The 26,485-nt window shown below is 74.0% G+C and carries 25 protein-coding genes, 2 tRNA genes and 1 other RNA gene; 10 read left to right on the top strand and 18 right to left on the bottom strand.

Going from position 1 to position 26,485, the window contains the following annotated elements:
• Window positions 1–98: 98 nt before the first annotated feature.
• The 5 genes from AB0P35_RS16350 to AB0P35_RS16330 form a co-directional block, all read right to left on the bottom strand.
• On the bottom strand, window positions 99–920 hold the full coding sequence (locus tag AB0P35_RS16350) for an MBL fold metallo-hydrolase (RefSeq protein WP_363511161.1): 822 nt from the start codon (window positions 918–920) through the stop codon (window positions 99–101).
• Window positions 917–1,084, bottom strand: a complete 168-nt coding sequence (locus AB0P35_RS16345; protein WP_363511159.1) for a hypothetical protein — start codon at window positions 1,082–1,084, stop codon at window positions 917–919. Before AB0P35_RS16345 ends, AB0P35_RS16350 begins: the two co-directional genes overlap by 4 nt.
• Before the next feature lie 46 nt (window positions 1,085–1,130).
• The gene (locus tag AB0P35_RS16340; RefSeq protein ID WP_363511157.1) at window positions 1,131–1,991 is read right to left on the bottom strand and encodes an NUDIX hydrolase; all 861 of its coding nucleotides are present in this window, start codon (window positions 1,989–1,991) and stop codon (window positions 1,131–1,133) included.
• Between the two features lie 69 nt (window positions 1,992–2,060).
• Complete coding sequence (locus AB0P35_RS16335) at window positions 2,061–2,531, bottom strand: RidA family protein (protein WP_363511155.1); 471 nt, start codon at window positions 2,529–2,531, stop codon at window positions 2,061–2,063.
• Entirely contained in the window at window positions 2,531–2,689 is a 159-nt protein-coding gene (locus AB0P35_RS16330; RefSeq protein WP_095874066.1) for a DUF4177 domain-containing protein, read from the bottom strand. Before AB0P35_RS16330 ends, AB0P35_RS16335 begins: the two co-directional genes overlap by 1 nt.
• A 230-nt stretch (window positions 2,690–2,919) precedes the next feature.
• On the opposite strand from AB0P35_RS16330, the gene AB0P35_RS16325 reads away from it, so the two are divergent.
• Entirely contained in the window at window positions 2,920–3,987 is a 1,068-nt protein-coding gene (locus AB0P35_RS16325; RefSeq protein ID WP_363511153.1) for an ArsA-related P-loop ATPase, read from the top strand.
• On the top strand, window positions 3,984–5,174 hold the full coding sequence (locus AB0P35_RS16320) for an ArsA family ATPase (protein ID WP_363511151.1): 1,191 nt from the start codon (window positions 3,984–3,986) through the stop codon (window positions 5,172–5,174). The genes AB0P35_RS16325 and AB0P35_RS16320 overlap by 4 nt, the downstream gene beginning before the upstream one ends.
• A 57-nt stretch (window positions 5,175–5,231) precedes the next feature.
• On the opposite strand, the gene AB0P35_RS16315 is transcribed toward AB0P35_RS16320, so the two are convergent.
• Window positions 5,232–5,555 (bottom strand): WhiB family transcriptional regulator, encoded by a 324-nt coding sequence (locus AB0P35_RS16315; RefSeq protein WP_043175103.1) that lies wholly within the window; start codon window positions 5,553–5,555, stop codon window positions 5,232–5,234.
• Window positions 5,556–5,956: 401 nt separating this feature from the next.
• Between AB0P35_RS16315 and AB0P35_RS16310 the strand changes: the two genes are divergently transcribed.
• Entirely contained in the window at window positions 5,957–8,170 is a 2,214-nt protein-coding gene (locus AB0P35_RS16310; protein ID WP_363511149.1) for a transglycosylase domain-containing protein, read from the top strand.
• Between the two features lie 90 nt (window positions 8,171–8,260).
• Here AB0P35_RS16310 and AB0P35_RS16305 read toward each other — a convergent pair whose 3' ends face one another.
• The gene (locus AB0P35_RS16305; RefSeq protein ID WP_095874062.1) at window positions 8,261–8,716 is read right to left on the bottom strand and encodes a GatB/YqeY domain-containing protein; all 456 of its coding nucleotides are present in this window, start codon (window positions 8,714–8,716) and stop codon (window positions 8,261–8,263) included.
• A 176-nt stretch (window positions 8,717–8,892) separates the two neighbouring features.
• Here AB0P35_RS16305 and AB0P35_RS16300 point away from each other — a divergent pair, with 176 nt between their 5' ends.
• The 3 genes from AB0P35_RS16300 to AB0P35_RS16290 all read left to right on the top strand — a co-directional run bounded on the left by AB0P35_RS16300 (window position 8,893) and on the right by AB0P35_RS16290 (window position 11,341).
• Entirely contained in the window at window positions 8,893–10,110 is a 1,218-nt protein-coding gene (locus AB0P35_RS16300; protein WP_363511147.1) for an LPXTG cell wall anchor domain-containing protein, read from the top strand.
• Between the two features lie 115 nt (window positions 10,111–10,225).
• Window positions 10,226–11,167, top strand: coding sequence for a metallophosphoesterase (locus AB0P35_RS16295; RefSeq protein WP_095874061.1), 942 nt, complete (start codon window positions 10,226–10,228; stop codon window positions 11,165–11,167).
• Between the two features lie 100 nt (window positions 11,168–11,267).
• Window positions 11,268–11,341 (top strand) — tRNA-Pro (locus tag AB0P35_RS16290).
• Between the two features lie 109 nt (window positions 11,342–11,450).
• Here the strand turns inward: AB0P35_RS16290 and AB0P35_RS16285 are convergent.
• Window positions 11,451–11,996: a hypothetical protein gene (locus tag AB0P35_RS16285; RefSeq protein ID WP_095874060.1), complete on the bottom strand. Its 546-nt coding sequence runs from the start codon at window positions 11,994–11,996 to the stop codon at window positions 11,451–11,453.
• A 147-nt stretch (window positions 11,997–12,143) separates the two neighbouring features.
• Window positions 12,144–14,816 (bottom strand): AAA family ATPase, encoded by a 2,673-nt coding sequence (locus tag AB0P35_RS16280; RefSeq protein ID WP_363511144.1) that lies wholly within the window; start codon window positions 14,814–14,816, stop codon window positions 12,144–12,146.
• Window positions 14,817–14,951: 135 nt separating this feature from the next.
• Between AB0P35_RS16280 and AB0P35_RS16275 the strand changes: the two genes are divergently transcribed.
• From AB0P35_RS16275 to AB0P35_RS16265, 3 genes are all read left to right on the top strand, one after another.
• Window positions 14,952–15,314: a nuclear transport factor 2 family protein gene (locus tag AB0P35_RS16275; protein ID WP_363511142.1), complete on the top strand. Its 363-nt coding sequence runs from the start codon at window positions 14,952–14,954 to the stop codon at window positions 15,312–15,314.
• A gap of 80 nt (window positions 15,315–15,394) precedes the next feature.
• Complete coding sequence (locus tag AB0P35_RS16270) at window positions 15,395–17,230, top strand: prolyl oligopeptidase family serine peptidase (RefSeq protein WP_363511140.1); 1,836 nt, start codon at window positions 15,395–15,397, stop codon at window positions 17,228–17,230.
• Window positions 17,227–17,673 carry a hypothetical protein gene (locus AB0P35_RS16265; protein WP_363511138.1) on the top strand — a complete coding sequence of 149 codons (447 nt, stop codon included), beginning with the start codon at window positions 17,227–17,229 and terminating at the stop codon, window positions 17,671–17,673. The genes AB0P35_RS16270 and AB0P35_RS16265 overlap by 4 nt, the downstream gene beginning before the upstream one ends.
• Window positions 17,674–17,747: 74 nt before the next feature.
• On the opposite strand, the gene AB0P35_RS16260 is transcribed toward AB0P35_RS16265, so the two are convergent.
• From AB0P35_RS16260 to ffs, 9 genes are all read right to left on the bottom strand, one after another.
• On the bottom strand, window positions 17,748–18,533 hold the full coding sequence (locus AB0P35_RS16260; protein WP_363511136.1) for an SURF1 family protein: 786 nt from the start codon (window positions 18,531–18,533) through the stop codon (window positions 17,748–17,750).
• Window positions 18,534–18,630: 97 nt separating this feature from the next.
• Window positions 18,631–19,644: a hypothetical protein gene (locus AB0P35_RS16255; RefSeq protein ID WP_363511134.1), complete on the bottom strand. Its 1,014-nt coding sequence runs from the start codon at window positions 19,642–19,644 to the stop codon at window positions 18,631–18,633.
• Window positions 19,637–20,161: a SigE family RNA polymerase sigma factor gene (locus AB0P35_RS16250; protein WP_095874055.1), complete on the bottom strand. Its 525-nt coding sequence runs from the start codon at window positions 20,159–20,161 to the stop codon at window positions 19,637–19,639. Before AB0P35_RS16250 ends, AB0P35_RS16255 begins: the two co-directional genes overlap by 8 nt.
• 290 nt (window positions 20,162–20,451) lie before the next feature.
• The gene (locus tag AB0P35_RS16245; protein WP_363511132.1) at window positions 20,452–21,732 is read right to left on the bottom strand and encodes an aspartate kinase; all 1,281 of its coding nucleotides are present in this window, start codon (window positions 21,730–21,732) and stop codon (window positions 20,452–20,454) included.
• Window positions 21,733–21,970: 238 nt separating this feature from the next.
• Window positions 21,971–22,612 (bottom strand): DUF5063 domain-containing protein, encoded by a 642-nt coding sequence (locus AB0P35_RS16240; protein WP_363511130.1) that lies wholly within the window; start codon window positions 22,610–22,612, stop codon window positions 21,971–21,973.
• Window positions 22,605–23,204: a recombination mediator RecR gene (gene recR / locus AB0P35_RS16235; protein WP_095874052.1), complete on the bottom strand. Its 600-nt coding sequence runs from the start codon at window positions 23,202–23,204 to the stop codon at window positions 22,605–22,607. The genes AB0P35_RS16240 and recR overlap by 8 nt, the downstream gene beginning before the upstream one ends.
• Before the next feature lie 209 nt (window positions 23,205–23,413).
• Window positions 23,414–23,725 carry a YbaB/EbfC family nucleoid-associated protein gene (locus AB0P35_RS16230; RefSeq protein WP_218835773.1) on the bottom strand — a complete coding sequence of 104 codons (312 nt, stop codon included), beginning with the start codon at window positions 23,723–23,725 and terminating at the stop codon, window positions 23,414–23,416.
• A gap of 143 nt (window positions 23,726–23,868) precedes the next feature.
• Window positions 23,869–26,031, bottom strand: a complete 2,163-nt coding sequence (locus AB0P35_RS16225) for a DNA polymerase III subunit gamma and tau (RefSeq protein ID WP_363511128.1) — start codon at window positions 26,029–26,031, stop codon at window positions 23,869–23,871.
• A 71-nt stretch (window positions 26,032–26,102) separates the two neighbouring features.
• Window positions 26,103–26,193: signal recognition particle sRNA small type (gene ffs, locus AB0P35_RS16220), an RNA gene on the bottom strand.
• Between the two features lie 132 nt (window positions 26,194–26,325).
• Between ffs and AB0P35_RS16215 the strand changes: the two genes are divergently transcribed.
• Window positions 26,326–26,410 (top strand) — tRNA-Ser (locus AB0P35_RS16215).
• Window positions 26,411–26,485 lie beyond the last annotated feature (75 nt).

Here is a 26,485-nt window from a genome sequence, read left to right as displayed (position 1 = left end):
CCCGGCACGGCCCGCACGGCCCGCACAGGTGCGGCCCCACCCGGGGCCGCCCTTCGCCGTTCCCGGGCGTTCCCGGGCGGCGCGTTCCGGGGGGGGGGCTAGATGAGCCCGTGGTCCTCCAGGTAGCCGATCTGGGCCCGGACCGACAGTTCGGCGGCCGGCCACAGGGCCTTGTCCACGTCCGCGTACACCCGGGCGACCACCTCGGCGGCGGTGCGGCAGCCCGCCTCCACCGCCGTCTCCACCTGGGCGAGCCGGGCCGCCCGGTGGGCCAGGTAGTAGTCGACGGCGCCGAGCGCGTCCGCCAGGACGGGGCCGTGCCCGGGCAGCACCGTCCGTACGCCGTGCTCGGCCGCCATGGTGTGCAGGTGGCGCAGTGAGTCGAGGTAGTCGCCGAGCCGGCCGTCCGGGTGGGCGACCATCGTGGTGCCGCGGCCGAGCACGGTGTCGCCGGTGAGGATCGCGCCGTCCGCGGGCAGGTGGAAGGTCAGCGAGTCCGCGGTGTGCCCGGGGGTGCCGACGACGCGGATCTCCAGCCCGCCGACCTCCAGCACCTCGCCGTGCCGCAGGCCCTCGTCGCCGAGGCGCAGGGCCGGGTCCAGCGCGCGCACATGGGTGCCGGTGAGTTCGGCGAAGCGGGCCGCGCTCTCGGCGTGGTCGTGGTGGCCGTGGGTGAGCAGGGTGAGGGCGATCCGCTTGCCCTGCTCCTCGGCGGCGTCGATCACACGGCGCAGGTGGCCCTCGTCGAGCGGGCCCGGGTCGACGACGACGGCGAGGTCCGAGCCGGGTTCGGACAGCAGCCAGGTGTTGGTGCCGTCCAGGGTCATCGGGGAGGGGTTGGGCGCCAGCACGCAGAGCGCCCGCGGGGTGGCCCCGCCGCCGACGGTGGCGGCGGGGTCGCCCGGAAGGAGACCGCTCACCGGCCGCCCTCGCCGCGCACCAGTTCGCGCACCGGCAGCGCGCGGGTCAGCCTTCGCGGGGCCGGGCGATCCTCGGCCTCGCCGTCGCAGGCGACGGTCCTCGGGTGGATGCTGCGGGCGGGCAGGTCGTGTGCCGTCCGGCGAGCCACGTCGTTGTGGGTCATCGGCCAGTGTCCTTCCGTGTGTCTGTCGGTGCGCCCGGCGTGGGGATCACGCCGGGAAGTCTCCGTCGATGGTCAGCTCGTCATACCCGGGCCAGCGGATGGTCATTCGGTCGCCGGCGACCTCGGCGCGGCCGAGCACCGGTGCGACGGTGCGCCGCCCGGCGGCCTCCAGGGCCTCGGCGGCGGTCCGCACCGGCAGCAGCTCGCGCAGCACGGTCACGGTCGGGGGCAGCATGCCGTAGCGGCCCTCGGCATACCCGGCGACGGCCTCGGCGGGCGCCAGCCAGGCGACCCGGTCGGCCTCGCCGACCTGGTCGGCCGCCAACTGGCCGGCGGGCATCGCCGCCACGAAGAACCAGGTGTCGAAGCGGCGCTCCTCGAACTCCGGGGTGATCCAGCGGGCCCAGCCGCCGAGCAGATCGCTGCGCAGCACCAGGCCGTGCTTGTACAGGAACTCGGCGAAGGAGAGTTCGCGGGCCTCCAGCGCGGCCCGCTCGGCGGACCAGTCGCGGGCCTCGGCGGTGGCGTCGGCGTCGGGGCCGGCGAGCAGCACGCCGGCCTCCTCGAAGGTCTCCCGGACGGCCGCGCAGACCACGGCCTGGGCGGTGCGGGCGTCCAGGCCGAGGCGCTCGCCCCACTCCTCGGGCGAGGGGCCGGCCCAGGCGATCTCGGCGTCGGCGTCCCGGGGGTCGACGCCGCCGCCGGGGTAGGCGTACATGCCGGCGGCGAACGCCATCGAGGTGCGGCGGCGCAGCAGGTAGGCCTCGGGCCCGTCGGCGGTGTCGCGCAGCAGCACGACGGTGGCCGCGCGCCGGGGCTCGGCCGGGGTCAGCTCGCCGGCCGCGACCGCCCGGATGCGGGCGGGCCAGCCCGGCGGCATGGGGGGCGACGGTGCACGATCATCCATGCCCCGGATGCTAAGCGGGCGGGGGTGGGGTTGGACAGAGCCCACCCCCACCCGGCGCTCCTCGCGGGCTCAGGCCTCGGCTCGGACCCGGACCTGGATCTCGACCTCGACCGGGGCGTCCAGCGGCAGGACGGCGACGCCGACCGCGCTGCGGGCGTGCACGCCGGCCGCGCCGAGCACCTCGCCGAGCAGCTCGCTGGCGCCGTTGATTACGGCGGGCTGGCCGGTGAAGTCGGCGGCGGAGGCGACGAAGCCGACCACCTTGACGACCTGCTCGACGCGGTCGAGGTCGCCGATCACGGACTTGACCGCGGCGAGCGCGTTCAGCGCGCAGATCTGTGCCAGCGCCTTGGCGCGCTCGGGCGTGATCTCGGCGCCGACCTTGCCGGTGTGCTGCAGCTTGCCGGCCACCATGGGCAGCTGGCCGGAGGTGAACACGTAGTCGCCGGAGCGGACGGCCGGCACGTAGGCGGCGACCGGCGGCGCCACGTCGGGGAGGGTCAGGCCGAGCTCGGCCAGCTTCTCCTCAACCTTGCTCATCAGCTCTTCTCCCGCTTGAGGTAGGCCACGAGCTGCTCGGGGTTGTTCGGGCCGGGAACGACCTGGACGAGCTCCCAGCCGTCCTCGCCCCAGGTGTCCAGGATCTGCTTGGTGGCGTGCACGAGAAGCGGCACGGTGACGTATTCCCACTTGGTCATGGGGGTGACTCTAGACCGTCCCGCCGTCCGGCCCGGCGACGCCACGGGGCCCGCGGCCGGGCCCCGGGCCGGTTGCCTCCGGGGGGCCGCGGTGTGAGGTGGGACACAAAGGGGGCATGATTCCGGCCGGGCACCCGGATGGTCCCGCCATCGGCGGCCGCGGCTGGTTACTCTCGCCAGGAAGGGGGCACCCGCGACGGTGCCCGGTCGACGCAGGACGGAGACGGAGCGTGGCGAGCACCCCCGGCCCATCGGCGCAGGCCGACCCCGACTGGGAGGGGGTCCGGCTGCACGTCGTCAGCGGCAAGGGCGGCACCGGGAAGACCACCGTCGCGGCGGCGCTGGCGCTGGCGCTGGCGGCCGAGGGCGGCCGGACGCTGCTGATCGAGGTCGAGGGCCGCCAGGGCATCGCCGAGCTGTTCGGGATGGCGGCGCTGCCGTACGAGGAGCGCAAGGTCGCCACCGTCTCGCAGGCCCGGCTGGGCCTGCCCGGCGGCGGGCAGGGCGAGGTGTACGCGCTGGCGATCGACACCGAGCTGGCGCTGCTCGAGTACCTGGACATGTTCTACAAGCTGGGCCGGGCCGGGAAGGCCCTGCAGAAGGTCGGCTTCGTCGACTTCGCGACCACCGTCGCACCGGGCGTGCGGGACGTCCTGCTGACCGGCAAGGCCTGCGAGGCGGCCCGGCGCAAGGGCCCGGACGGCCGCCGGGCGTACGACGCGATCGTGATGGACGCGCCGCCCACCGGACGCCTCACCCGCTTCCTCAACGTCAACGAGGAGGTGGCCGGGCTGGCCAGGTTCGGTCCGATCCACGGTCAGGCGCAGGCCGTGATGCGGGTGCTGAAGTCCCCGGAGACGGCGGTGCACTTCGTGACGCTGCTGGAGGAGATGCCGGTGCAGGAGACCGTGGACGGCATCGCCGACCTGCGGGCCGCGCAGCTGCCGGTGGGCGGGGTGATGGTCAACATGGTCCGGCCCCCGGTGCTGGACGCGGCCGCGGTGGCCGCGGTCGACGGCGACCACCGGGAGGAGGTCGCCCTGGCACTCGGCGAGGCCGGGCTGGGCGGCCGCTCGCGCAAGCCGGAGACCGTGCGGGCGGCGGTGGAGCCGCTGCTCGGCCCGCTGCTGGAGCAGGCCAGGGAGCACGCCGAGCGGGTCGAGCTGGAGCGTGCGCAGCGCGCGGACCTGCAGCAGGCGAAGCTGCCGACCTACGAACTGCCGCTGCTGGGCGAGGGCGTGGACCTGGGCGGGCTGTACCGGCTGGCGGGCGAGCTGAAGCGGCAGGGGGCGGCATGACGGCGGGCACGAGCGGCGACCGCACGACGTCCGCGCTGGACGTGGACGCGCTGATCGACGACCCGGAGACCCGGATCGTGGTGTGCTGCGGCTCCGGCGGTGTCGGCAAGACGACGACCGCGGCGGCGATCGGGCTGCGTGCCGCGGAGCGCGGGCGGAAGGTCGTGGTGCTGACGATCGACCCGGCCCGCCGGCTGGCGCAGTCGATGGGCCTGACCGAGCTGGACAACACCCCGCGGGTGGTCAAGGGCGCCCAGGGGCCCGGTGAGCTGCAGGCCATGATGCTCGACATGAAGCGGACCTTCGACGAGGTCGTGCTGGCCCACGCCGAGCCGGAGCGGGCGAAGGCGATCCTGACGAACCCGTTCTACCAGTCCCTGTCGGCCGGTTTCGCGGGCACGCAGGAGTACATGGCGATGGAGAAGCTCGGCCAGCTGCGGGCCGAGGACCGCTGGGACCTGATCGTGGTCGACACCCCGCCGTCCCGGTCCGCGCTGGACTTCCTGGACGCGCCGAGCCGGCTGGGCTCCTTCCTGGACGGGAAGCTGATCCGGCTGCTGACGGCGCCGGCCAAGGTCGGCGGGCGCAGCGCGATGAAGTTCCTGAACGTGGGGGTGGGCCTGCTCACCGGCACGCTCGGCAAGATCTTCGGCGCCCAGCTGCTGACCGACATCCAGACCTTCGTCTCGGCGATGGACTCGATGTTCGGCGGTTTCCGGGAGCGCGCCGACCGTACGTACCAGTTGCTCAAGGCGCCGGGGACGGCGTTCCTGGTGGTGGCCGCGCCGGAGCGGGACGCGCTGCGGGAGGCGGCGTACTTCGTGGACCGGCTGGCCGCGGACGAGATGCCGCTGGCCGGGCTGGTGCTCAACCGGGTGCACGGCACGGGGGCGCCGCAGCTGACCGCGGAGCGGGCGCTGGCGGCGGCGGAGGCGCTGGAGGAGAACGGTTCGCAGACGTCGACGGTGGCCGCGGAGACGCTGGCGGCCGGGCTGCTACGGCTGCACGCCGAGCGGGTGCAGATCATGGCGCGGGAGCGGCGCACCCGGGACAGGTTCGTGTCGGTCTACCCGGACGTACCGATCGTCGAGGTGGCTGCGCTGGCCGGCGATGTTCACGACCTGGACGGGCTGCGAGTCATCGGGGACCGCCTGGGAGCCACCGACCCCGCGGGCGCGGTGAGCTGAGCGCCCGCCAGGTGTGGTGGTGTGCCGCCGGCGGCGGACCGTCGGCCCGCCGCCCCGTCAGCCCGCCTGCGCGTAGTCCGTCAGCACCACACCGGTGGCCAGCGAGGCCTCGTACTCGGTGCGGGCCGTCTCCAACAGCCGGCGCCACGAGACCACCGTGGGCCTGCGGCGGAGCAGTGCCCTGCGCTCGCGCTCGGTCATCCCTCCCCAGACGCCGAACTCCACCCGGTTGTCCAGTGCGTCGGCGAGGCACTCGGTGCGCACCGGACAGCCGCTGCACACGGCCTTGGCGCGATTCTGTGCCGCCCCCTGCACGAACAGCTCGTCCGGATCACTCGTGCGGCAGGCCGCCTGCGCACTCCAGTCGTCCACCCAGCCCATTTCGGCGCCGTCCTCTCCCGAATCGGGGCTCCCCCACGGCGGCAACGGCATATTCACCGCTGCCAGTTGAGGACGTTACGGAAGAACGGCAGCGAGCAACAGCCCCTTCGGGCCCAATCTCAGATGGCCCGATCGGACTATGGGTGCCCGGAAGCTCACTCGTTGGAGTGATCGCAGGTCGCGGGGCTTGCCAGGACCGGTTATGCCACTTTCGTCACACTGCGCAATCAGGCACCGCTCGTCACACCCGGACAGGCAACAACAAAGCGCCCCAAACCGGACAAACCTCATCACTCACAAGAGTGGTGATGATGAACAGAGAGAAGCTGTCGCAGTTCTGTGACAAGCGTAGGCGAACACCTGCCCCCCTGTACGGGAATCGGCGACGTAGTGTTCTCCCCATGGCGACGCAGCGACCCGCGGGATCCGCACTCGACAAGGCAGGCCTCGGCATCAAGCTCCTCGGCACCAGCGTGCTGGCCGGGATCCTGGTGGCCGGCATGGCCCTGCCCGCCGTGGGCGCGCTCGGCCTGACCGCCAAGGACACCGCCGACAGCTTCGACGACATCCCGAGCGACTTCACCACCCCCGCGCTCTCCCAGGCGTCGACGATCTACGACTCCAAGGGCGGCGTGATCGCCAAGGTCTACGACCGCGACCGCACCATCCTCACCAAGGAGCAGATGGCGCCGATCATGCGCCAGGCCCAGGTGGACATCGAGGACAACCGGTTCTACGAGCACGGCGCCGTCGACCTCAAGGGCGTGCTGCGCGCCGTCACCAAGAACGCCGAGGCCGGGTCCGCGACCCAGGGCGCCTCCACGCTGACCCAGCAGTACGTGAAGAACGTCTTCGTCGAGCAGGCCGGCGACAACCAGGACGCCTTCCTGGACGCCACCCGCAAGAGCCTGGGCCGCAAGGTCAAGGAACTGAAGATCGCCATCAAGCTGGAAGAGGACCTGACCAAGGACCAGATCCTCACCAACTACCTCAACATCACCTTCTACGGGCACCAGGCGTACGGCATCGAGGCCGCCTCCAGCCGCTACTTCAGCAAGAGCGCCAAGGACCTCACGATCCCCGAGGCCGCCATGCTGGCCGGCCTGGTGCAGAACCCCTCGGCGTACGACCCGATCCTGCACCCCAAGGCCGCGCAGGCCCGCCGGGACACCGTGATCAACAAGATGCTGGAGTACAAGCACATCACCCCGGAGCAGGCCAAGGAGGCCCTGGCCGCGCCGCTCGGCATCGCGTACAAGGAGCCCCTGAACGGCTGCATCACCGCCCAGGCGGGGATGGGCTTCTTCTGCGACTACGTCCGCCACGTGGTCAAGCAGGACCCGGTCTTCGGCAAGACGGCCGCCGAGCGCCAGAAGCTCTGGAGCCAGGGCGGCCTCAAGATCTACACGACCATCGACCCGGACAAGCAGGAGGCCGCGCACAACGCGGTCACCAGCAGGGTCAAGGTGACCGACTCGGTCTCCGCCGCGATGACCATGGTCAAGCCCGGCACCGGCGAGATCCTCGCGATGGCCCAGACCCGCCCGTACGGCCTGGACTCCAAGCAGAACCAGACCGTCCTCAACCTCAACGTCGACGCCGCCATGGGCGGCGGCAACGGCTTCGCCCCGGGCTCGACCTTCAAGCCGATCCTCGCCGCGGCCGCCCTGGAGAGCGGGGTCCCGATAGACCAGCAGTACCCCTCCCCGTACCAGATGACCTACCCGCGGATGACCACCTGCGACGGCACCTGGAACGAGAAGGGCGTCCCGGTCGAGAACGAGAGCTCCGGCGAGCAGGGTCCGTACGCCCTGAGGGACGCCATGGCGAAGTCGGTCAACACCTACTTCGTGCAGATGGAGGAGGAGGTCGGCCTCTGCGCGATGAAGCAGATGGCCACCAAGCTCGGCATCGGCAAGCTCGCCAACGGCAGCCCGATCAAGCAGGTCCCCTCCATGGTGCTCGGCACCCAGGAGGTCAGCCCGCTCACCATGGCCAGCGCCTACGCCGCCTTCGCCTCCCGCGGCAAGTACTGCAAGCCGATCGCGATCACCTCGGTGGTCAACGCCGACAACAAGAAGCTCCTGGTGCCGAAGGCCGACTGCACCCAGGCGATGGCCGAGACCACCGCCGACGGCATCAACACCCTGCTGCTCGGCGTGACCGAGAAGGGCACCGCCTCCGGGATCAACATCTCGGACGGCCGCCAGATCGCCGGCAAGACCGGTACCACCGACAAGCGCTACGCCGCCTGGTTCACCGGCTACACCCCGGACCTGGCCACCTCGGTCTGGCTCGGCGGCCCCACCGGCAACGTCTCCATGCGCGACATCCGCATCGGCGGCCGGTACTACTCCTCCGTGTACGGCGCCGACGGCCCCGGCCCGATCTGGCAGAAGGCCATGAACGACGTGCTGGTCGGCACCAAGCGCAGCACGTTCCAGACCGTGGCCGTCCCCGAGGCCAACCCGACGCCCACCGAGAGCCCGGAGCCGCCGCCCACCGGCAACGCCAACGGCGGCAACGGGAACGGCAACGGCACCGGCCTGATCAACGGCGGCTTCACCCTGCCGCCCGGCACCTTCGGCGGCAACACCGGCCGGCCCCACCGCTGACCGGCCCGCACACGGCGGAGGGCGGCCACCCCGACACGGGGTGGCCGCCCTCCGGCGTTCCGTCCCGGGCCGGCCCCGGGCGGCGTGCGGTCAGCCCGCCAGCGCGGCCTTCACCGCGGCGGCCACCCGGCCGCCCTCCGCCCGGTCGCCCACCTTCGGGCGCACCAGCTTCATCACGGCGCCCATCGCCTGCGGGCCGGAGGCACCGCTCTCGGCCACCGCCTCGGCGACGATCGCGGCCAGTTCCTCGTCCGAGAGCTGCTGCGGCAGGTACCCGGCGAGGACCTCGCCCTCCGCCCGCTCCTGGGCGGCCGACTCGGCGCGCCCGGCGTTGTCGAACGCCTCCGCGGCCTCGCGGCGCTTCTTCGCCTCACGGGCGATCACCTTCAGCACCTCGGAGTCGGAGAGCTCCCGCTTGGTCTTGCCCGCCACCTCCTCCGAGGTGACCGCGGCCAGCGTCAGCCGGAGGGTGGACGAGCGGAGCTCGTCCCTGGCCTTGATCGCAGCCGTGAGGTCCTCCTGCAGCTGCTGCTTGAGCGTCGTCATGGCCCAAATCTTCGCAGCCCGGGGCACTTTCCGCGCACCAATTTGAGCGGGCCCGGCCGACCGCGGGGATCCGGCGGAAATTCTCCGGGGCCACCTGCAACCTGCGCGCGGGACGCACGTCTATCCGGATGTGAGCGGGCCGAGCGAGGCCCGCCGGACTCCAGGGGGACCTTCCGATGCGCACCACCGCCGCCCAGTACCGCCGCCGCACCGCCCTGATCGCCGCCCTGGCGGTGTCGGGCCTCACGCTGGGCGCCGCTCCCGCCTTCGCGGAGACCGCCGCCCCGGGCACCGCGACGGGCACCACCCCGACGGCCGGTGCCAGCGCCCGCACGGCCGCGCCGGTGGCCGGACTGACGGTGCAGGCACCCGCTGCGGTCGGCTTCGCCGGGCAGGAGGTCCCGTTCACCGAGACCGTCACCAACCCCGGGACGGACGAGGAGAAGCTGACGCTGGGCTTCACCGCCGAGGTCGGCACGGGCTCGCCCTCCGACGGTCTCGGCATGAGCTACCAGGAGGCAGCCGGCGGTGCCTGGAAGCCGCTTCCGCTGACCTTCGCGGGCGGCGTGTTCCGGGGCACCCTGCCGGGCGGTGTGACCGTACCGGCGGGTGGCACGCGGACCGTCCGGCTGCGGATCGGCGCCCCGATGGGCACCCCGCACCACGGCGCCACCAACGGCGGCATCGAGTCCATCCGCCTCCGCTCGGCCCTGACCGCCTCCCCCGACGGTGGCGCGCCCCTCGCCGAGAACACCTCGACCGTCGCGGTCGTCAGCCCCACCGGCAAGCTCCTCGACGTGCCCGCGACCGCGGTGGCCGGCGGTGCCCCGGTGGAGTTCGACGCCCGCCTGCGGAACGACACCCCGTCCGACTACCTCAACCTGGCCCACGTCCTGCGCACCACGCGGAGCGCCAAGGTGGAGATCCGCGGCGCCGACGGCCGCTGGACGGAGGCGACGGCCGTGGTCGACCACGACCCGGACGCCCCGAAGGCGTACTACCTCCTCGGGCCGGACGCCTCCGTGCCGGCCGGAGCCACCGTCACCGTGCGGGTACGACTCTCCTTCCCGGCCGCCACCCCGGCGGGAACGGTGAGCGTCCGCACCGCGATCCTCGTCAACCAGTGGAAGGACGAGCCGTTCGCGACCACGATCGGCGCCGACCAGGCCCGGATCACCGTGGCGACCGCCCCGGCCACCGCCACCCCCGCCCCCACCGGGACGGCCACGCCGATCGGTGACGGCACCACGGGCGGGACCTCGGGGACCAGCGGCACCGGCGAACTGGCCGCCACCGGCCCGAAGGGCACTGCCGGGACGGCGGCCGCCGGCGCCGCCCTGCTCGCCCTGGGCGCCGGGATCCTCCGCGCGACCCGGCGCCGCCGCACCGCCTGACCCGCGGCCACGCCCCCGGGCCGGCCCGCCGGAGCGACTCCGCGCGGCCGGTCCGGAAGCGTCCGGGGTGACCTGCCCGGTCACGGCCCGAACCCACGTCTGAGAGCATGGACCGATGCGACCGCTGTACTCAGTCCCGCTCGGTGTCGCCGCCGCCGGCGCCGCCTGCCTCGCGTACTCCGCAGGCTACGAGGTCCGCGCCTTCCGGCTGCGCCGCGTCGAGGTCCCGATCCTGCCGCGCGGCGCGCGGCCGATCCGGATCCTGCAGGTCTCCGACATCCACATGGTGACCGGGCAGAACAAGAAACAGCGCTGGTTGCAGAGCCTCGCCGGGCTCCGCCCCGACCTGGTGGTGAACACCGGGGACAACCTCTCCGACCCGCTCGGCGTCCCCGCCACCCTGGACGCGCTCGGCCCGCTGATGGACTTCCCCGGCGTCTACGTCTTCGGCTCGAACGACTACTACGGGCCCGCCCGCAAGAGCCCCACCCGCTACCTCACCGCGCTGCGGACCGGCGTGCACGGCCTCAACAACCCTGACGGCAGCAGCCGCCGCGGCATCAAGGGCGCCGTCCACAACCCGTGGCAGAAGCTGCGCGACGGCTTCGACGAGGCCGGCTGGCTGAACCTCAACAACGCCCGCGGCCGACTCACGATCGCGGGGCTGGACGTCGAGTTCACCGGCCTGGACGACCCGCACATCCGGCACGACAAGTACGCCAAGGTGGCCGGCGGCCCGTCCGCGGACGCCGACCTGTCGCTGGCCGTCGTGCACGCCCCGTACCTGCGGGTGCTGGACGCCTTCACCGCCGACCGCTACCCGCTGATCCTCGCCGGGCACACCCACGGCGGGCAGCTCTGCATCCCGTTCTACGGCGCCCTGGTCACCAACTGCGACATCGACACCGACCGGGTGAAGGGCCTCTCCACCCACAAGGCCGGCGGCCACCGCTCGTACCTCCACGTCTCGGCCGGGTGCGGAACGAACCGCTACACCCCCGTCCGCTTCGCCTGCCCTCCGGAGGCGACCCTGCTGACCCTCACCCCCGGCATCTGACCTGCACCGACGCCCCCAGCGGAATCGGATTTCGTCTCTCGGCGCACCTCCTGTAGAGTTCTACTCGTTGCGCCGGAGACGGAAGGCAACAGAGCAGGACCGGGGTGTAGCGCAGCTTGGTAGCGCGCTTCGTTCGGGACGAAGAGGCCGTGGGTTCAAATCCCGCCACCCCGACCCAGTGCAGAGGCCCTGCCGGAGAGATCCGGCAGGGCCTCTGTCGTTGTGTGACGCCGGCTCAGTCGACGGAAGACCTGAGGCTCCGTCCGGGCCCGGGCGGTGCCGGTCAGATGCCCAGGGTGTGGGCGCGGGCGGCGGCCGAGGCCAGGACGCGGTGGATGTCCGCCTCGTGGGTGGTGGGGGCGTCGTTGAAGATGTCCGGCGAGCTGACGGCGATGCCCCGGGCGTGCAGTACCTCCATGACCTGGGTGCGGGCCCGGCGGACGGTCTGCGGGTTGCCGTAGCCGTGGGCGAGGACGGCGGTCTGGGCGCCGAGCAGGCAGACCCGGCCGTGCGAGTCCCACAGCGCGCCCTGCAGCCAGCCGAAGGCGGTGAGGTAGCGCGAGGTCAGCTGGAGGTGCCCGGCGACGGAGACCGGGACGGGCCGTGGCGGGCGGTGGGCGAGCCGGTCGAGCACGGTGCGGCGGGGCAGCGGCTGGTCGGCGTTCCACGGCTGGACCACCCGGCCCAGCGGACAGACGTACGGGACGGGGATGCGGGCGGACGGTGGCAGTGAGGCGAGGTAGTCCTCGATCTCGGCGATCAGGGCGGAGCCGTCGGCGGTGACGGTCAGAGGGGGCGGCGGACCGACGATGAGGTTGGAGACGGGCATGGCACTGATCCTTTTGTCCGGTTTCATCCGGATTCATTGATAACCCGAAAGGCCCCTCGCGGCGCGCCAGGCCGCCACCCCGCGCGCGTCGGCGCAAGGGCGCGAGGCACCGGGCGGTGAAGGGTGTCCGAGGCCCCGCCGGCCGTGTCAGACCAGGTCGGCGAGGTCCTGACGGGAGGTGACGCCCAGCTTGGGATAGGCCTTGTAGAGGTGGTGGCCGACCGTGCGGGGGCTGAGGAAGAGCTGGGCGGCGATGTCGCGGTTGCTCAGCCCCTGGGCGGCGAGCCGGACGATCTGCAGCTCCTGCGGGGTGAGCGCGGCGAGCGGCCCGGCGGCCGGTGCGGCGGGGGCACCGACCCCGGTGGCGGTGAGTTCGGTGCGGGCCCGGTCGGCCCACGGCCGGGCACCGACCAGGTCGAAGGCCTCCAGGGCGGCCCGCAGGTGGGGCCGGGCGTCGGTGCGGCGGCGCGAGCGGCGCAGCCACTCCCCGTACAGCAGGGCGGTGCGGGCCTGTTCGAAGGGCCGCTCGGCGGTGCGGTGCAGGTCGAGGGCGGCGAGGTAGGCGGATTCGGCGAGTTCGTCGGGGCCGAGCAGGGCCTGACAGCGCAGCAGCAGGGCGCGCGCCCAGGGCCGGTCGCAGGCCTCGGCCCAGCGGGCGAACCGCCGGTAGGGCTCCTCGGCGTGCTCGGGCCGGCCGAGCCGGACGGCGGCCTCGACGAGGTCGGGGACGGCCCGGGTGCCGGAGACGTGGTGGCGCTGGGGGCCGCCGGTGAGCTCGGCCAGCCGGTCCAGGGCCTCGGCGGCGCGGCCCTCGCCGAGGTCGAGCAGGCCGAGGGCCCACTGGGTCCAGGCGCGTCCGGCGGGTCTGGCCGGGCCGCCGCCGTCGAGGGCCTCGGCGGTGAGTGCGGTGCACCGGCCGGCGTCGCCGGCGAGGGCGGCGAGCAGGGCCAGCAGGGCGGTGAGCTGGCTGGTCCACTGGGGCTGGCCGGTGTCGCGGGCGAGCGCGAGCCCTTCCTCGGCGGTGACCTCGGCGTCCCGGTGCCGGCCGTGGAAGAGCTGGGCCTCGGCGTGGAAGAAGAGCAGGGCGGGCAGCGCCCCGACGGCACCGGCGCGGCGGGCCTCGTCGATCAGCCCGGCGGTGACCCGGTGGGTCTCCTCGTCGCGGCCGAGGACGAGGGTGATGCCGCTCAGCTGGGTGAAGTCGCGGACGGCGTCGGCGCCGGCCTGCCGAGCCTTCTCGATCGCGACGGCGGCGTCCGGGGCGGCGGGGGCGGGGCGGCCGAGCAGCGGCAGGGTGCCGGCCAGCAGGTACTCGGCGATCGGTGCGGCCGGGTCCCCGGGCGGCAGCGGCAGGGCGGCCAGCCGGTCGGCGAAGGCGGCGAGTTCGGCCTCGCCGAGGTACCAGGCGGCGTGGCAGGCCTGGAAGAGCATCCGGGCGGCGTGCGGGGCCTCGATCCCGGTGCCGGCCGCGTCGAGGAGCAGCCGGAAGGCGTCGGCGTGGTCGCCGCGGAGGAAGGCGGCGGTGGCCCGCAGGTGGTCGATCAGGGCGAGCGCGAGCGGGTCCGCGGTGCGGGCGCGGGCGCGGACGGCGAGCTGCTCGGCGCGGTCGGTCTCGCCGGCGTCGGCGGCGGCCTCGGCGGCGAGGACGAGGCGCCGGGTGCGGCCGTCGTGATCGGTGGTGAGGCGGGCGGCGCGTTCGTACGCGGCGGCGGCGCCGGCGTGCCCGCCGCGGGCCTCGGCGCGGTGGGCGGCCTCTTCCAGGGCGTCGGCGAGTGCTGCGTCGGGGCCGGTGGCGGCGAGGGCGAGGTGCCAGGTCCTGCGGTCGCCGTCGAGGGCGGCGGCGAGGGCGCGGTGGACGGCGATCCGCTGGTCGAGCGGGGCGCGCTGGAGGACGGCGGCGCGCAGCAGCGGGTGGTGGAGGACGAGCCGGGTGTCGGTGGCGCGGACGAGGCCGTCCTGTTCGGCGGGCGGCAGGTCGGCGGGTCCGGCGCCGAGGGCGGCCGCCGCGGTGAGGACGGTGCCGAGGTCGCCGGTCTCCTCGGCGGCGGCGACGAGGAGCAGGGTCTGGGTGGCGGCGGGTAGCCGGGTGAGCCGTCCGTGGAATGCGAGCCGGAGCCGGCCGGGCAGCGGCAGCGGGCCGCCCGCGGTGTCGGTGCCGAGGGCGGCGGGGAGTTCGGTGAGGGCGAGCGGGTTGCCGTGGGCCTCGGCGAGCACCCGGCGGCGGACGGCCGGGTCGAGTGCGGCGGGCAGCAGCAGTTCGGCGTCGTCGGCGGCGAGCGGTTCGAGCCGGAGTTCGGCCAGGCCGCCCGCGGGGAAGGCGCCTTCGCCGTCGCGGGCGGCGAACAGCAGGACGACACCCTCCTCGCGGAGCCGGCGGGCGGCGACGAGCAGTGCCTCGGCGGAGGCGGGGTCCAGCCAGTGGGCGTCGTCGACCAGGCACAGCACCGGCTGCTCCGTGGCGAGTTCGGCGAGCAGGTGCTGGGCGGCGAGGCCGAGCAGCAGCCGGTCGCCGGGGCCGGTGTCGGCGAGGCCGAAGGCGCCCTCCAGGGCGCGGCGCAGCGGGGCGGGCAGGGAGCCGAGCCGGTCGAGGGCGGGGGCGAGGAGCAGGTGCAGCCCGGCGAAGGGGAGTTCGGCCTCGTACTCGGTGCCGGCGGCGCGGACCACCCGGAAGCCGTCGGCGTCCCGGGCGGCGGCGTCGAGCAGGGCGGTCTTGCCGATGCCGGGTTCGCCGCGCAGGACGAGTGCGCCGCTGTGTCCGGCGCGTGCCGCGTCCAGCAGTGCCCGGACCGCCGCCTGCTCCCCCGCCCTGCCGTACAGCATGACCGTCACCCTACCCAGCCGATTCCGCTGCGGGGCGCGGTACTTGACCTATGGTCGACCGATTCGGCGGGCGCGGATCCGGCCTACCTTCATGAGCAGCGGGAACGCCCCGCCGAGGAACGGGAGGACAGCACCGTGAGCGACCTTCAGCAGATCGTGGAGCAGTACATCGCCGTGTGGAACGAGACCGACGCCGGGGCGCGGCGGGCGGCGATCGAGGCCCTGTGGGCCGAGGACGGCAGCTACACCGACCCGCTGGTGGACGTGGCCGGCCGGGACGGGCTGGACGCGACCGTGGCGGCGGTCCGGGCGCAGTTCCCGGGTTGCGTGTTCACCCTCGGCCCGGTGGACGCGCACCACCACGTGGCGCGGTTCACCTGGGGCCTGGGGCCGGCCGGCGCGGAGCCACTGGTGGAGGGCTTCGACGTGCTGGCCCTCGACGGGGCGGGCCGGATCGCCTCGGTGGCCGGTTTCCTGGACAAGGTGCCGGGCGTCTGAGGGCGCGCGCGGCGGCGACCGGGTGCCCGGCACGGGCGGACGCGTTCCGCTACCTGCCGGGCATCGGGTTGGATGGGGGGATGAGCGAGGAGAAGAGCAGCGTACCGGCGTGGGAGCAGCGGTTCAGGGCGGCCCGGGTGTCGTTGCCGGACTGGGCGGACGACGCCCCGGAGCGGGCGCTGTACGTGTCGAACTCCACCGGCACCTACGAGGTGTACGCCTGGGACCGGGCCACGGACACGCACCGCCGGGTGACCCACCGCCCGAACGGCACGACGGACGCCGAGCTCAGCCCGGACGGCGCGTGGGTGTGGTGGTTCGACGACACCGACGGCGACGAGTTCGGGGTGTGGCGCCGGCAGCCGTTCGCGGGGGGTCCGGACGAAGAGGCGGTGCCGGGTGTGCCCGCCGCGTACTCGGCGGGCCTGGCGCTGGGGCGGGACGGCTCGGTGGTGGTCGGCACCTCGACGGACGACGAGGGCACCACGCTCTTCCTGCGCCGGCCGGGCGCGTCCGAGGTGGAGGAGGTGTACCGGCACGCCGAGTACGGCGGCATCGGCGACCTCTCGTACGACGGTTCGCTGCTGGCGGTCGATCACACCGAGCACGGGGACGCGATGCACTCGGCGATCCGGGTGCTGCGGCTGTCGGACGGCGCGGCGGTCGCCGAGCTGGACGAGGTGACCGGCCGGGCGGATCCGCGCGGGGTGGCCTGCCTGGGCTTCGCGCCGGCGGACGGCGACACCCGGCTGCTGGTGGCGCACCAGCGCCGCGGCCGGTGGGAGCCGATGCTGTGGGACGTGGCCACCGGCACCGAGACCGAGCTGGGGCTGCGCGACGAGCAGGGCCGGGAGTTCCCGGGCGATCTGTCGGCGCAGTGGCGGCCGGGTGCGGCGGCGCTGCTGATCGAGCACGAGTACGAGGCGCGCAGCGAGCTCTTCTCGTACGACCTGGCGAGCGGCCGGCTGATCCGGCTGGACACGCCGCGGGGCACGGTGGCGGGGGCGACGGCGCGGCCGGACGGCACGGTGGAGTTCCTGTGGTCGTCGGCGGCGGAGCCGTCGGCCGTCCGCTCGACGGCGGGCACGGTGGTGCTGCGGGCGCCGGGGCCGGTGCCGCCGGGGTCGGTGCCGGTGGAGGACGTCTGGGTGGAGGGTCCGGGCGGGCGGGTGCACGCGCTGGTGCAGCGGCCGACCGGGGAGGGGCCCTTCCCGACGGTCTTCGAGGTCCACGGCGGCCCGACGCACCACGACAGCGACTCCTTCGCGGCCGGGCCGGCCGCCTGGCTGGACCACGGTTTCGCGGTCGTCCGGGTCAACTACCGGGGCTCGACCGGCTACGGCCAGGCGTGGACGGACGCGCTGCGGGAGCGGGTCGGCCTGATCGAGCTGGAGGACATCGGGGCCGTCCGGGCCTGGGCGGTGGAGTCCGGGCTGGCGGACCCGGCCCGGCTGGTGCTGTCCGGCGGCTCCTGGGGCGGCTACCTGACGCTGCTCGGCCTGGGCGTGCAGCCGGGCGACTGGACGCTGGGCCTGGCGGCCGTCCCGGTCGCGGACTACCTCACGGCGTACGACGACGAGATGGAGGCGCTGAAGTCGCTGGACCGCACGCTCTTCGGCGGCACCCCGGAGGAGGTCCCGGACCGCTGGCGGGCGTCGTCGCCGCTCACCTACGTGGAGCGGGTGAAGGCGCCGGTGTACATCAGCGCCGGGGTGAACGACCCGCGCTGCCCGATCCGCCAGATCGAGAACTATGTCGGGCGGCTGGCGGAGCTGGGTAAGGTGCACGAGGTCTACCGCTACGACGCCGGGCACGGCTCGCTGGTGGTGGAGGAACGGATCCGGCAGCTGAGGCTGGAGATCGACTTCGCGCGGCGGCACCTCGACGGCCCCGCGCTCGGGGGAGACGGCAGATGAGCAGACGCACCGCCCTGGCGACGGCCGCGGCCCTGACCGTGCTGCTGACCGCGACCGCCTGCTCGGACGAGAGCGACGACCGCTGCGACGCGGCGGGCCGGCCCCCGGTCTCGGTGGACGGCTCCGCGGTGGACGGCTCCGCGGTGGACGGCGGCGTGCTCGGCGGCGACCTGTCGGCGCAGCTGATGGCCAAGTCGGGGCGGAGCGCCAAGAAGTCGAAGAGCAGCCGGACGGTGCACCACCACCACAGCAGCACCACCTCGGGCTCGACCTCCGGGTCGAGTGGGGACGGCTACGGCTGCGGCTCCTCGCCAGGCCCGTCGCCGAGCCGCTCGTACGACTTCGCCCCGAGCGCCTCACCGGGCGCGGGTGCCGGGGGTGTGCTGCCCTCCCCGCGGACGCCGCTGCCGACGGCGAAGCCCCCGCTGCCGACGAAGCGCTGACGGGCGACCACCGGCCCGGGAGGCGTTCCCCGCGCCCCTTTGCGGGGTACCCGTGTGCCTTGTGAAGGCGCGCGCTAGGCGACCGGGTCCAGGCCGAGGGCCCGGTCCTGGGCGGCCTCGGCCTCGCGGCGGACGAGGCGGAACCACATGAAGACGACGAAGCCCGCGAAGACGAACCATTCGAGGGTGTAGCCGAGGTTCTGGAAGGCGCGCAGGGTGAGGCCGTTGCCACCCTGCGGCTCGACGGTGGGCACGGCGGTCAGCGGGCCGGGCACCCGGTCGGCGGCGATCCAGCCGTCGTAGACGGGGTACGGCAGGACGTTGATCAGGGTGGCGGGGCTGATGGTGCCGAGCTGCCCGGCGGGGAGTCCGCCCGCGACGGCGCCGCCGCTGCCGCTGTTCTCGGGCGCCTGCAGCCGGCCCTCGACGGTGACCTCGCCGGACGGGGCCGCCGGAACGGCCGCGCCCGTGCCGGGCTCGCCGGGGGCCCAGCCGCGGACGACGGCGGCGGCCCGGCCGTCGGCGGTGCGCAGCGGGGTGAGCACGTAGTGGCCCTGCCGCCCGTCGAGGGTGCGGCCGGGCACCAGGAGCTGGTGGGCGGTGTCGTAGCTGCCGGTGACGGTGACCGCGCGGCCGACGGTGTCGGTGCCGACCTGCGGGCGGTCGGTGGTGAGCACCTCGGTGAGCGGGACGGCGGCGGAGGCCTGGGCGGCCGCGGCCGCGCCGGTGTTCCGGTGGGTGTCGACCCTGGACTCGAAGCGGCCGAGCTGCCAGGTGCCGAGCAGCAGGCAGACGACGATGGCGGCCACGCCGACGGCAGTGGCGGCGATCCACCGCGGAGTCAGGAGAAACCGGTACACACCCACCACGGTAACCACCTCCTACGCCGGTCCCTGCCGCCGGGGTCGCCCCCGCGCCGGCGGGCCCGCCAGGGGCCCGGGCCGCGGCGGCGCCGGGTCAGCCCCGGCCCGGGGTGGCGGCGGCGGTCGGGGTGTCGGCCGGGAGGGCCTCGGGGGCGGTGCGGTAGACGGTGCCGCCGCAGCTGCCGGTGATCACGGCGCTGGCGGCGGTGGGGATGCCGCCGGACGGGGTGTGGGCGACGGTGACGCTCGGCGGGTCCGCGGTGGGTGTCGGGCTGGGGTCGCTGGTGGGGGCGCCGGGCGCGACCGGGTCGGTGCTGACCACGGCGGGGGCTTCCGGCGTGACGGCGGCCGTTCGGGGGGCGGTGCTCTGGCAGCTGCCCTCCGGCACCCAGCCGAACCGCACCCGGTATCCCTCGCCGGGGCCGAGCACCAGCGGCAGGGCGACGGGCCCGGGGGCGGGCAGGGCGGTGGCGGGGTCGCCGGCGATGTGGTCGACGACCTTGATCCGGGTCTGGTCGGCGGGGCCGCCCGCGGTGGCGGCGACGGTGCCGGGTCCGATCAGTCCGCAGCTGCGGGTGGAGGTGTTGCGGACGGTGAAGTACCCGTACACGCTGCCCGCGCTGTCGGCGGGTTCCACGTGGGCGGCGCCGCCGCCGAGGTCGGTGCGCAGGCAGGAGGGCACGGCGGCGCTCGTGATGGCGGGGCTGCTGCCGGGGGCGGTGGCGGGGGCGCTGCCGCTGCCGTCGGCGGACGGGGTGGGCCGCCCGTCGGGGTAGGCGGGGAGCGGGGCGGTGCGGGGCCCGCCCTGGGTGCCGCGGGTGGCGCGCGGGGTGCGGTCGGCGCCGTGCGCGTCGGCGGTGCCGGCCGTCGGGCCGTCGGAGAGGTCGAACGGCTGGACGGCGTGCAGTGCGGGCACCGCGGCGGCGGCGAGCAGGGTGGCGGCGACGGCGCCCGTCCAGGCGTGGCGGCGGCGGGCGCGGCGGCGGGGCACGGCGTGCCGGATCCGGCCGAGGGCGGCCGGGTCGGCCTCGACGCCGGCCACGGCCCGGTGGAGGAGGGCCCGCAGCTCGTTCTCGGAGTGGGTGCCGCCCGTCTGGTCGTCAGTCATGGCTGCTCTCCATCAGGACGCGCAGGGCGGCCAGTCCGCGGGAGCCGTACGCCTTCACGGAGCCGACGGAGACGCCGAGCACCTCGGCGACCTGGGCCTCCGTCAGGTCGGCGTAGTAGCGCAGCACGAGCACCTCCCGCTGACGGCGCTGCAGTCCCCGCAGCGCGGTCCTCAACTGATCGCGCTCCAGCGCATCGTAGGCCCCTTCTTCTGCACTGGCCATGTCAGGCATGGGCTTGGGGAGCAGGCGCAGGCCGAGGATCCGGCGCCGCAGGGTGGAGCGGGACAGGTTGACGACGGTCTGCCGCAGGTAGGCGAGGGTCTTCTCGGGTTCGCGCACCCGCCGCCGGGCCGCGTGGACCCGGATGAACGCTTCCTGGACGACGTCCTCGCAGGAGGAGAGGTCGTCGAGCAGCAGCGCGGCCAGGCGCAGCAGCGACCGGTAGTGGGCCTGGTAGGTCTCGGTGAGCTGGTCGACGCTGGCCCCCGTCGCGTCCGCCGCCGCGGCCGAGCCCATCCGACTAGCTGCCGACCGGCGCACCGGCAGCGGCAGAGACACCACCGGCACCGCCTCGATCACGTTCGACACGCCTGTTGGACACTCGATCCCCCGTCATGGTTGCCCGGACGGCCTGCCATTCTTCCGTACCGGCGGGGCCCGCTCCAGCGGGACATCGGGTGATTCTGACGGATTGTCTCGGAAGGATCGGGAGAAACCGTGACGGTGTCTCCCGGACGCAGGCGGGTCGGGCACAGTCGGGCGGGCCGGGCGCACCCCGAAGGGTGCCGCCCGGCCCGCCCGGTGCGTCAGCGGCCGGTGCCGCCGTAGACCACGGCCTCGTCGCTGTCGGTGTCCAGGCCGAAGGCGGTGTGCACGGCGCGCACGGCCTCCGGGATGTCCTCGGACCGGGTGACGACCGAGATGCGGATCTCGGAGGTGGAGATCAGCTCGATGTTGACCCCGGCCTCGGAGAGCGCCTCGAAGAACGTCGCGGTGACTCCCGGGTTGGAGCGCATGCCGGCGCCGACCAGCGAGAGCTTGCCGATGGCGTCGTCGTAGCGCAGCGACTCGTAGCCGATGCCGTCCTTGACCCGGCCGAGGGCGTCGATGGCCTTCTGGCCGTCGGTCTTGGGCAGGGTGAAGGAGATGTCGGTGAGGCCGGTGGACGCGGTGGAGACGTTCTGCACCACCATGTCGATGTTGACCTCGGCGTCCGCGATGGCGCGGAAGATACGGGCCGCCTCGCCCGGCTTGTCCGGCACGCCGACGACCGTGATCTTGGCCTCGGACGTGTCGTGGGCGACTCCGGAGATGATGGCCTGCTCCATCTCGCCCCCTTCGGGCTTGTTGGGGTTGTCCGCGCTCACGATAGTCCCCGGCAGGCCGGAGAACGACGAGCGGACATGGATCGGGATGTTGTAGCGGCGGGCGTACTCGACGCAGCGGTCGAGCAGCACCTTGGAACCGGACGAGGCCAGCTCCAGCATGTCCTCGAAGGAGATCCAGTCGATCTTGCGGGCCTTCTTCACCACACGCGGGTCGGCGCTGAACACGCCGTCCACGTCGGTGTAGATCTCGCAGACCTCGGCACCGAGCGCCGCCGCCAGCGCGACGGCGGTGGTGTCGGAGCCGCCGCGGCCGAGCGTGGTGATGTCCTTGCTGACCTGCGACACGCCCTGGAAACCGGCCACGATCGCGATGTTGCCCTCGTCCAGGGCGTTGCGGATCCGGCCGGGCGTGACGTCGATGATGCGTGCCCTGTTGTGCGTGGAGTCGGTGATGACACCCGCCTGGCTGCCCGTGAAGGACTGGGCGTCGAAGCCCAGCGTTCTGATCGCCATGGCGAGCAGCGCCATGGAGATGCGCTCTCCTGCGGTCAGCAGCATGTCGAACTCACGGCCGGACGGAAGAGGGGTCACCTGTTCCGCGAGTTCGATGAGCTCGTCCGTCGTGTCTCCCATCGCGGACACCACGACGACGACCTCATGGCCGGCCTTCCTGGTGTCGACGATCCGTCGGGCGACGCGCTTGATGCCCTCGGCATCCGCTACGGATGAGCCGCCGTACTTCTGCACGACAAGGCCCACGTGCGCTCCTCGACTTGTGTCGTTTCGGGGGTGGTGGCCCCCTTCTGCGGTCGCGGCCAGTCTATCGAGCGGGGCGGGCGCAACCGGAGGCATCCATATGACGAGACGACCATATCGCCTGGTGAGCAGCGGGAACAGGCAGGTCTGCGGGCGGACCGCCGCCCGCCAGAAGAAAATCCGGGGCCGGGCACCAGCCCGACCCCGGATTTCACGTTGGGGAGATTCGGTGGAGTCTTCGTCACAGCCCCAGCTCGGCGGCCATCAGGTCGCCGGCCTGCTGCTCCAGCTGCTCGTCGGTGAGCCCGTCCTGGTCGGTGTCGGCACCGTCCACCGCCGCCCCGATCGGGCTGTCCAGCCGGACGTGCGCGATCAGCGACTGCAGCGCCCGCAGCACCGCGGTGCAGGTCGAGCCCCAGTTGGACAGGTACGAGAACTGCCACCACCACAGCGCCTCGCTGACCCGGCCCTCCCGGTAGTGCACCAGGCCGTGCCGCAGCTCGGCGACCACACCCGCCAGGTCGTCCGAGATCCGGAAGGCGCTCGGCTTCTCCGGCGGACCGTACGGGTCGAAGACCTCGTGGTAGACGTCGATCGGCGCCAGCAGCTCGGCCAGCCGCTCGCGCAGCTCGACCCCGTCCGGCTCCGGCCCGGTGTCCGGCTCGAAGCGGTCCTCCGGCAGGACGTCCTCGATGGCCCCCAGCCGGCCGCCCGCCAGCAGCAGCTGCGAGACCTCCAGCAGGAGCAGCGAGATCGCGCTGCCCGGCTCGTCGCCCTTGGCCACCTCGGTGACGGCGAGCACGAAGCTCTCCACCGAGTCGGCGATCTGCACGGCGAAGTCGTCGGGCGCCCCGGTGGGGGCGGTGTCCCTGTGGTCAGACATCGAGCAGTCGTCTCCCTTCGAAGGCCCGGCCGAGGGTGACCTCGTCGGCGTACTCCAGGTCCCCGCCGACGGGCAGGCCGCTCGCCAGCCGGGTCACCTTCAGGCCCATCGGCTTGCACAGCCGGGCCAGGTAGGTGGCGGTCGCCTCCCCCTCCAGGTTGGGGTCGGTGGCCAGGATCAGCTCGGTGACCGTCCCGTCCGCGAGCCTGGTCATCAGCTCGCGGATCCGCAGGTCGTCCGGACCGACGCCCTCGATCGGGCTGATCGCGCCGCCCAGCACGTGGTAGCGGCCGCGGAACTCGCGCGTCCGCTCGATCGCCACCACGTCCTTCGGCTCCTCGACCACGCAGATCACCGCGAGGTCGCGCCGCGGGTCCAGACAGACCCGGCACTGCTCGGACTCCGCGACATTGCCGCAGACCGCGCAGAACCGGACCTTCTCCTTCACCTGCATCAGCGCGCCGGCCAGCCGCCGGACGTCCACCGGGTCGGCCTGCAGGATGTGGAAGGCGATCCGCTGCGCGCTCTTGGGCCCGACGCCGGGCAGCCTACCCAGTTCGTCGATCAGGTCCTGAACCACGCCCTCGTACACGTCGCGCCTTCCTTCGCCCGGGGCACACGGCCCGGAACCCAGTGTTCCGGGGCCCGTCGCTCCGGTGCCATCATCCAACGAATCGGGCGCCGGACACACCGTCCGACGCCCGACTCACCCATAAATCACACAGCACCGGCGCGTACCGGCACACCGGGCGGGCGGCTGCGGGCCCCGATCGGGCCCGGGTCAGCTGCCGGTTCCGGACGTCAGAACGGCAGGCCGGGGATGCCGCCGCCGAGGCCCTGGGTCAGCGGGCCCATCCGCTCGGCCTGCAGCTTCTGCGCCGCAGCGTTGGCGTCCCGGACGGCGGCCAGCACCAGGTCGGCCAGGGTCTCGGTGTCCTCCGGGTCGACCGCGGCCGGCGCGATCGCCAGCGCGACCAGCTCGCCGGAGCCCGTCACCGTGGCCTCGACCAGGCCGCCGCCCGCCGAACCGCTCACCTTGGTCTCGGCCAGCTCCTGCTGGACCTTGCCGAGCTCCTCCTGCATCTTCTGCGCCTGCTTCAGCAGCTGCTGCATGTTGGGCTGGCCACCAGGGAACACGGCACTTCTCCTGTCCTGTACGACATCGTCGCCCCCGAGCCTACGCGGCCCGGACGGCCGCCGGAGCGGGCCCGCCCGGCCCGGCCCGGCCGCCGACGAGGCGACGGCCGGAGCCCGGCTCAGCCGTTGTGGTGGATCTCCTCCAGGACCGTCGCCCCGAGCTCACGGATGATCAGCTCCTGGCCGGAGAACGCCTCCTCGGTCAGATCCGGGTCGTCGTCCTCCGGGGTGTCGTCCTCCGGCGCCACCGGCGGCGGCTGCGGCGGCTGGTACACCGCCGCGGCCTGCGGCTGGGCGGCCGGCGGCGGCTGCACCGCGGCCTGGGGGGCGGGCCGCTGAGGCTGCACCGGGGCGGCGGGCTGCGGGGCCGGGGGCTGCGGCGCGGCGGCCGGCTGCGGCTGGAACGGCTGCGCGGGCGGCCCGGCCGGACGCTGAGGCGCTCCCCAGCCGCCACCGCCCTGCGGGGCGGCAGGCGCCGCACCCGCGCCGCCGGACGGATCCACGATGCACTCGACCCGCCAGTCCACCCCGAGCGCGTCGGCCAGCGCCTGGCGCAGCACGTCGTCGCTGTTGCTGCTCACGAAGCTGTCCCGGGCGCCCGCGTTGATGAAGGAGACCTGCAGCACGTTGCCGTCGAAGCCGGCCACCTGGCCGTTCTGGCTGAGCAGGATCCAGGTGAAGCGGCGGCGGTTCTTCACCGCCTCCAGGATCTGCGGCCACATCTGCCGGATCTGGGCAGCGCCCTGCTGCGCGGCGGCCGACGGCTGGGCGCCGGACGCCGGGGCGGCCGCAGCCGGAGCCTGGGTCGGCGGGGCCGCGGGCGGGGTCGGGGCCGCTGCCGCGGGTGCCTGCGGGGGTGTCTGCGGTGCTGCCGACGGCTGCGGGGCCTGGCCGGCGGCTGGGAAGCTGCGCGGGATCGGCCAGGCGCCGGGCGTCGGTGCTCCCGGGGCTGCCGGGGCTGCCGGGGCTGCCGGGGCTGCCTGGGGCTGGGCTGCGGGCGGCTGTGCGGCCTGCGGCTGGACTGCGGGCTGTGGGGCCGGCTGTGGCACGGCGGCCGGGGCCACCGGCGCCTCCGGGACTGCCGTGCCGGCCATCGGGAAGCCGGTCGCGGGGAAGCCGCCGCCCGCGGGGCGCCGCTCCAGCTTGTCCAGCCGGGCCTGCAGCGAGAGCTCGTCGCCGTACGCGCCGGGCAGCATCACCCGGGCGCAGATCAGCTCCAACTGCAGGCGGGGAGCGGCGTTGCCGCGCATCTCGGTGAGACCGGTGTTGACGATGTCGGCGGCGCGGCTGAGCTCGGACGGGCCGAAGCGGTCCGCCTGCGCCTGCATGACGGCGACCCGGTCGGCCGGGGCGTCGATCAGGCCCTTCTCGCCGGCGTCCGGCACTGTGGCGAGGATCACCAGGTCGCGCAGCCGCTCCAGCAGGTCCGTGACGAAGCGGCGCGGATCGTGGCCGCCCTCGACGACCCGGTCGACCACCTGGAAGACCGTCGCGCCGTCGTGTGCCGCGAAGGCGTCCACCACCTCGTCCAGCAGCGCGGAGTCGGTGTAGCCGAGCAGGGCGGTGGCCATCTGGTACGTCACACCGGCCTCGCCGGCGCCCGCGAGCAGCTGGTCCATCACCGACATCGAGTCGCGCACCGAGCCGGCACCGGCCCGGACGACCAGCGGGAAGACCGAATCCTCGACCTGGATGCCCTCGCGGCCGCAGACCTCGGCCAGGTAGTCCCGCAGGGTGCCGGGCGGCACCAGACGGAACGGGTAGTGGTGGGTGCGGGACCGGATCGTCCCGATCACCTTCTCCGGCTCGGTGGTCGCGAAGATGAACTTGAGGTGCTCCGGCGGCTCCTCGACGACCTTGAGCAGGGCGTTGAAACCGGCCGAGGTCACCATGTGCGCCTCGTCCAGGATGAAGATCTTGTACCGGCTGTGCACCGGCGCGAAGAAGGCCCGCTCGCGCAGCTCGCGGGCGTCGTCCACACCACCGTGCGAGGCGGCGTCGATCTCGATGACGTCGATCGAGCCGGGGCCGCCGGTCGCCAGGTCGCGGCAGGACTGGCACTCGCCGCACGGGGTGGGCGTGGGGCCCTGCTCGCAGTTCAGACAGCGGGCGAGGATACGGGCGCTGGTGGTCTTGCCGCAGCCGCGCGGGCCGCTGAACAGGTACGCGTGATTGACCCGGTTGTTGCGCAGGGCCTGCTGGAGCGGGGCGGTCACGTGCTCCTGCCCGATGACCTCCGCGAAGGTCTCGGGGCGATAGCGGCGGTACAGGGCTAGGGACACGCCACCGACGATATCGGGACGGGCCGACAAACGCGGCACGCTCGGCACGGGCCGGGCCCGCCCGCAAACGCAAGGACCCCCCGTGCACCCGCCAGAGCCCTCCTACCCTTGCTGCCTTCCGGCCCTGGGGGGGTTCAGAGAGATGACGCCACACGAGGGGCTGCCCCAAGAGTAGCGGATCGCGAGCCCGAGGTGGCCCACCCCGGGCCGTCTGAGATCCGCAGGCGACCGCGCACGGCCACCTGCGGGATAGCGGTTCGCGAGCACCCCTCGACATGTACTAAGCTCTCCCACGGAGGATTCGCCTAGAGGCCTAGGGCGCACGCTTGGAAAGCGTGTTGGGGGCAACCCCTCACGAGTTCGAATCTCGTATCCTCCGCCTTAGCGAAGGCCCGGACCGCACAGCGGTCCGGGCCTTCGTCGTTCTCCGGCTCCGGGTGGGCCGGAGAACGAA

Source organism: Kitasatospora sp. NPDC085879 (assembly GCF_040686255.1).
Lineage (GTDB): Bacteria > Actinomycetota > Actinomycetes > Streptomycetales > Streptomycetaceae > Kitasatospora.
The sequence above is the reverse complement of the archived record's forward strand: the minus strand, read 5'-3'. Positions and strand labels throughout refer to the sequence as shown.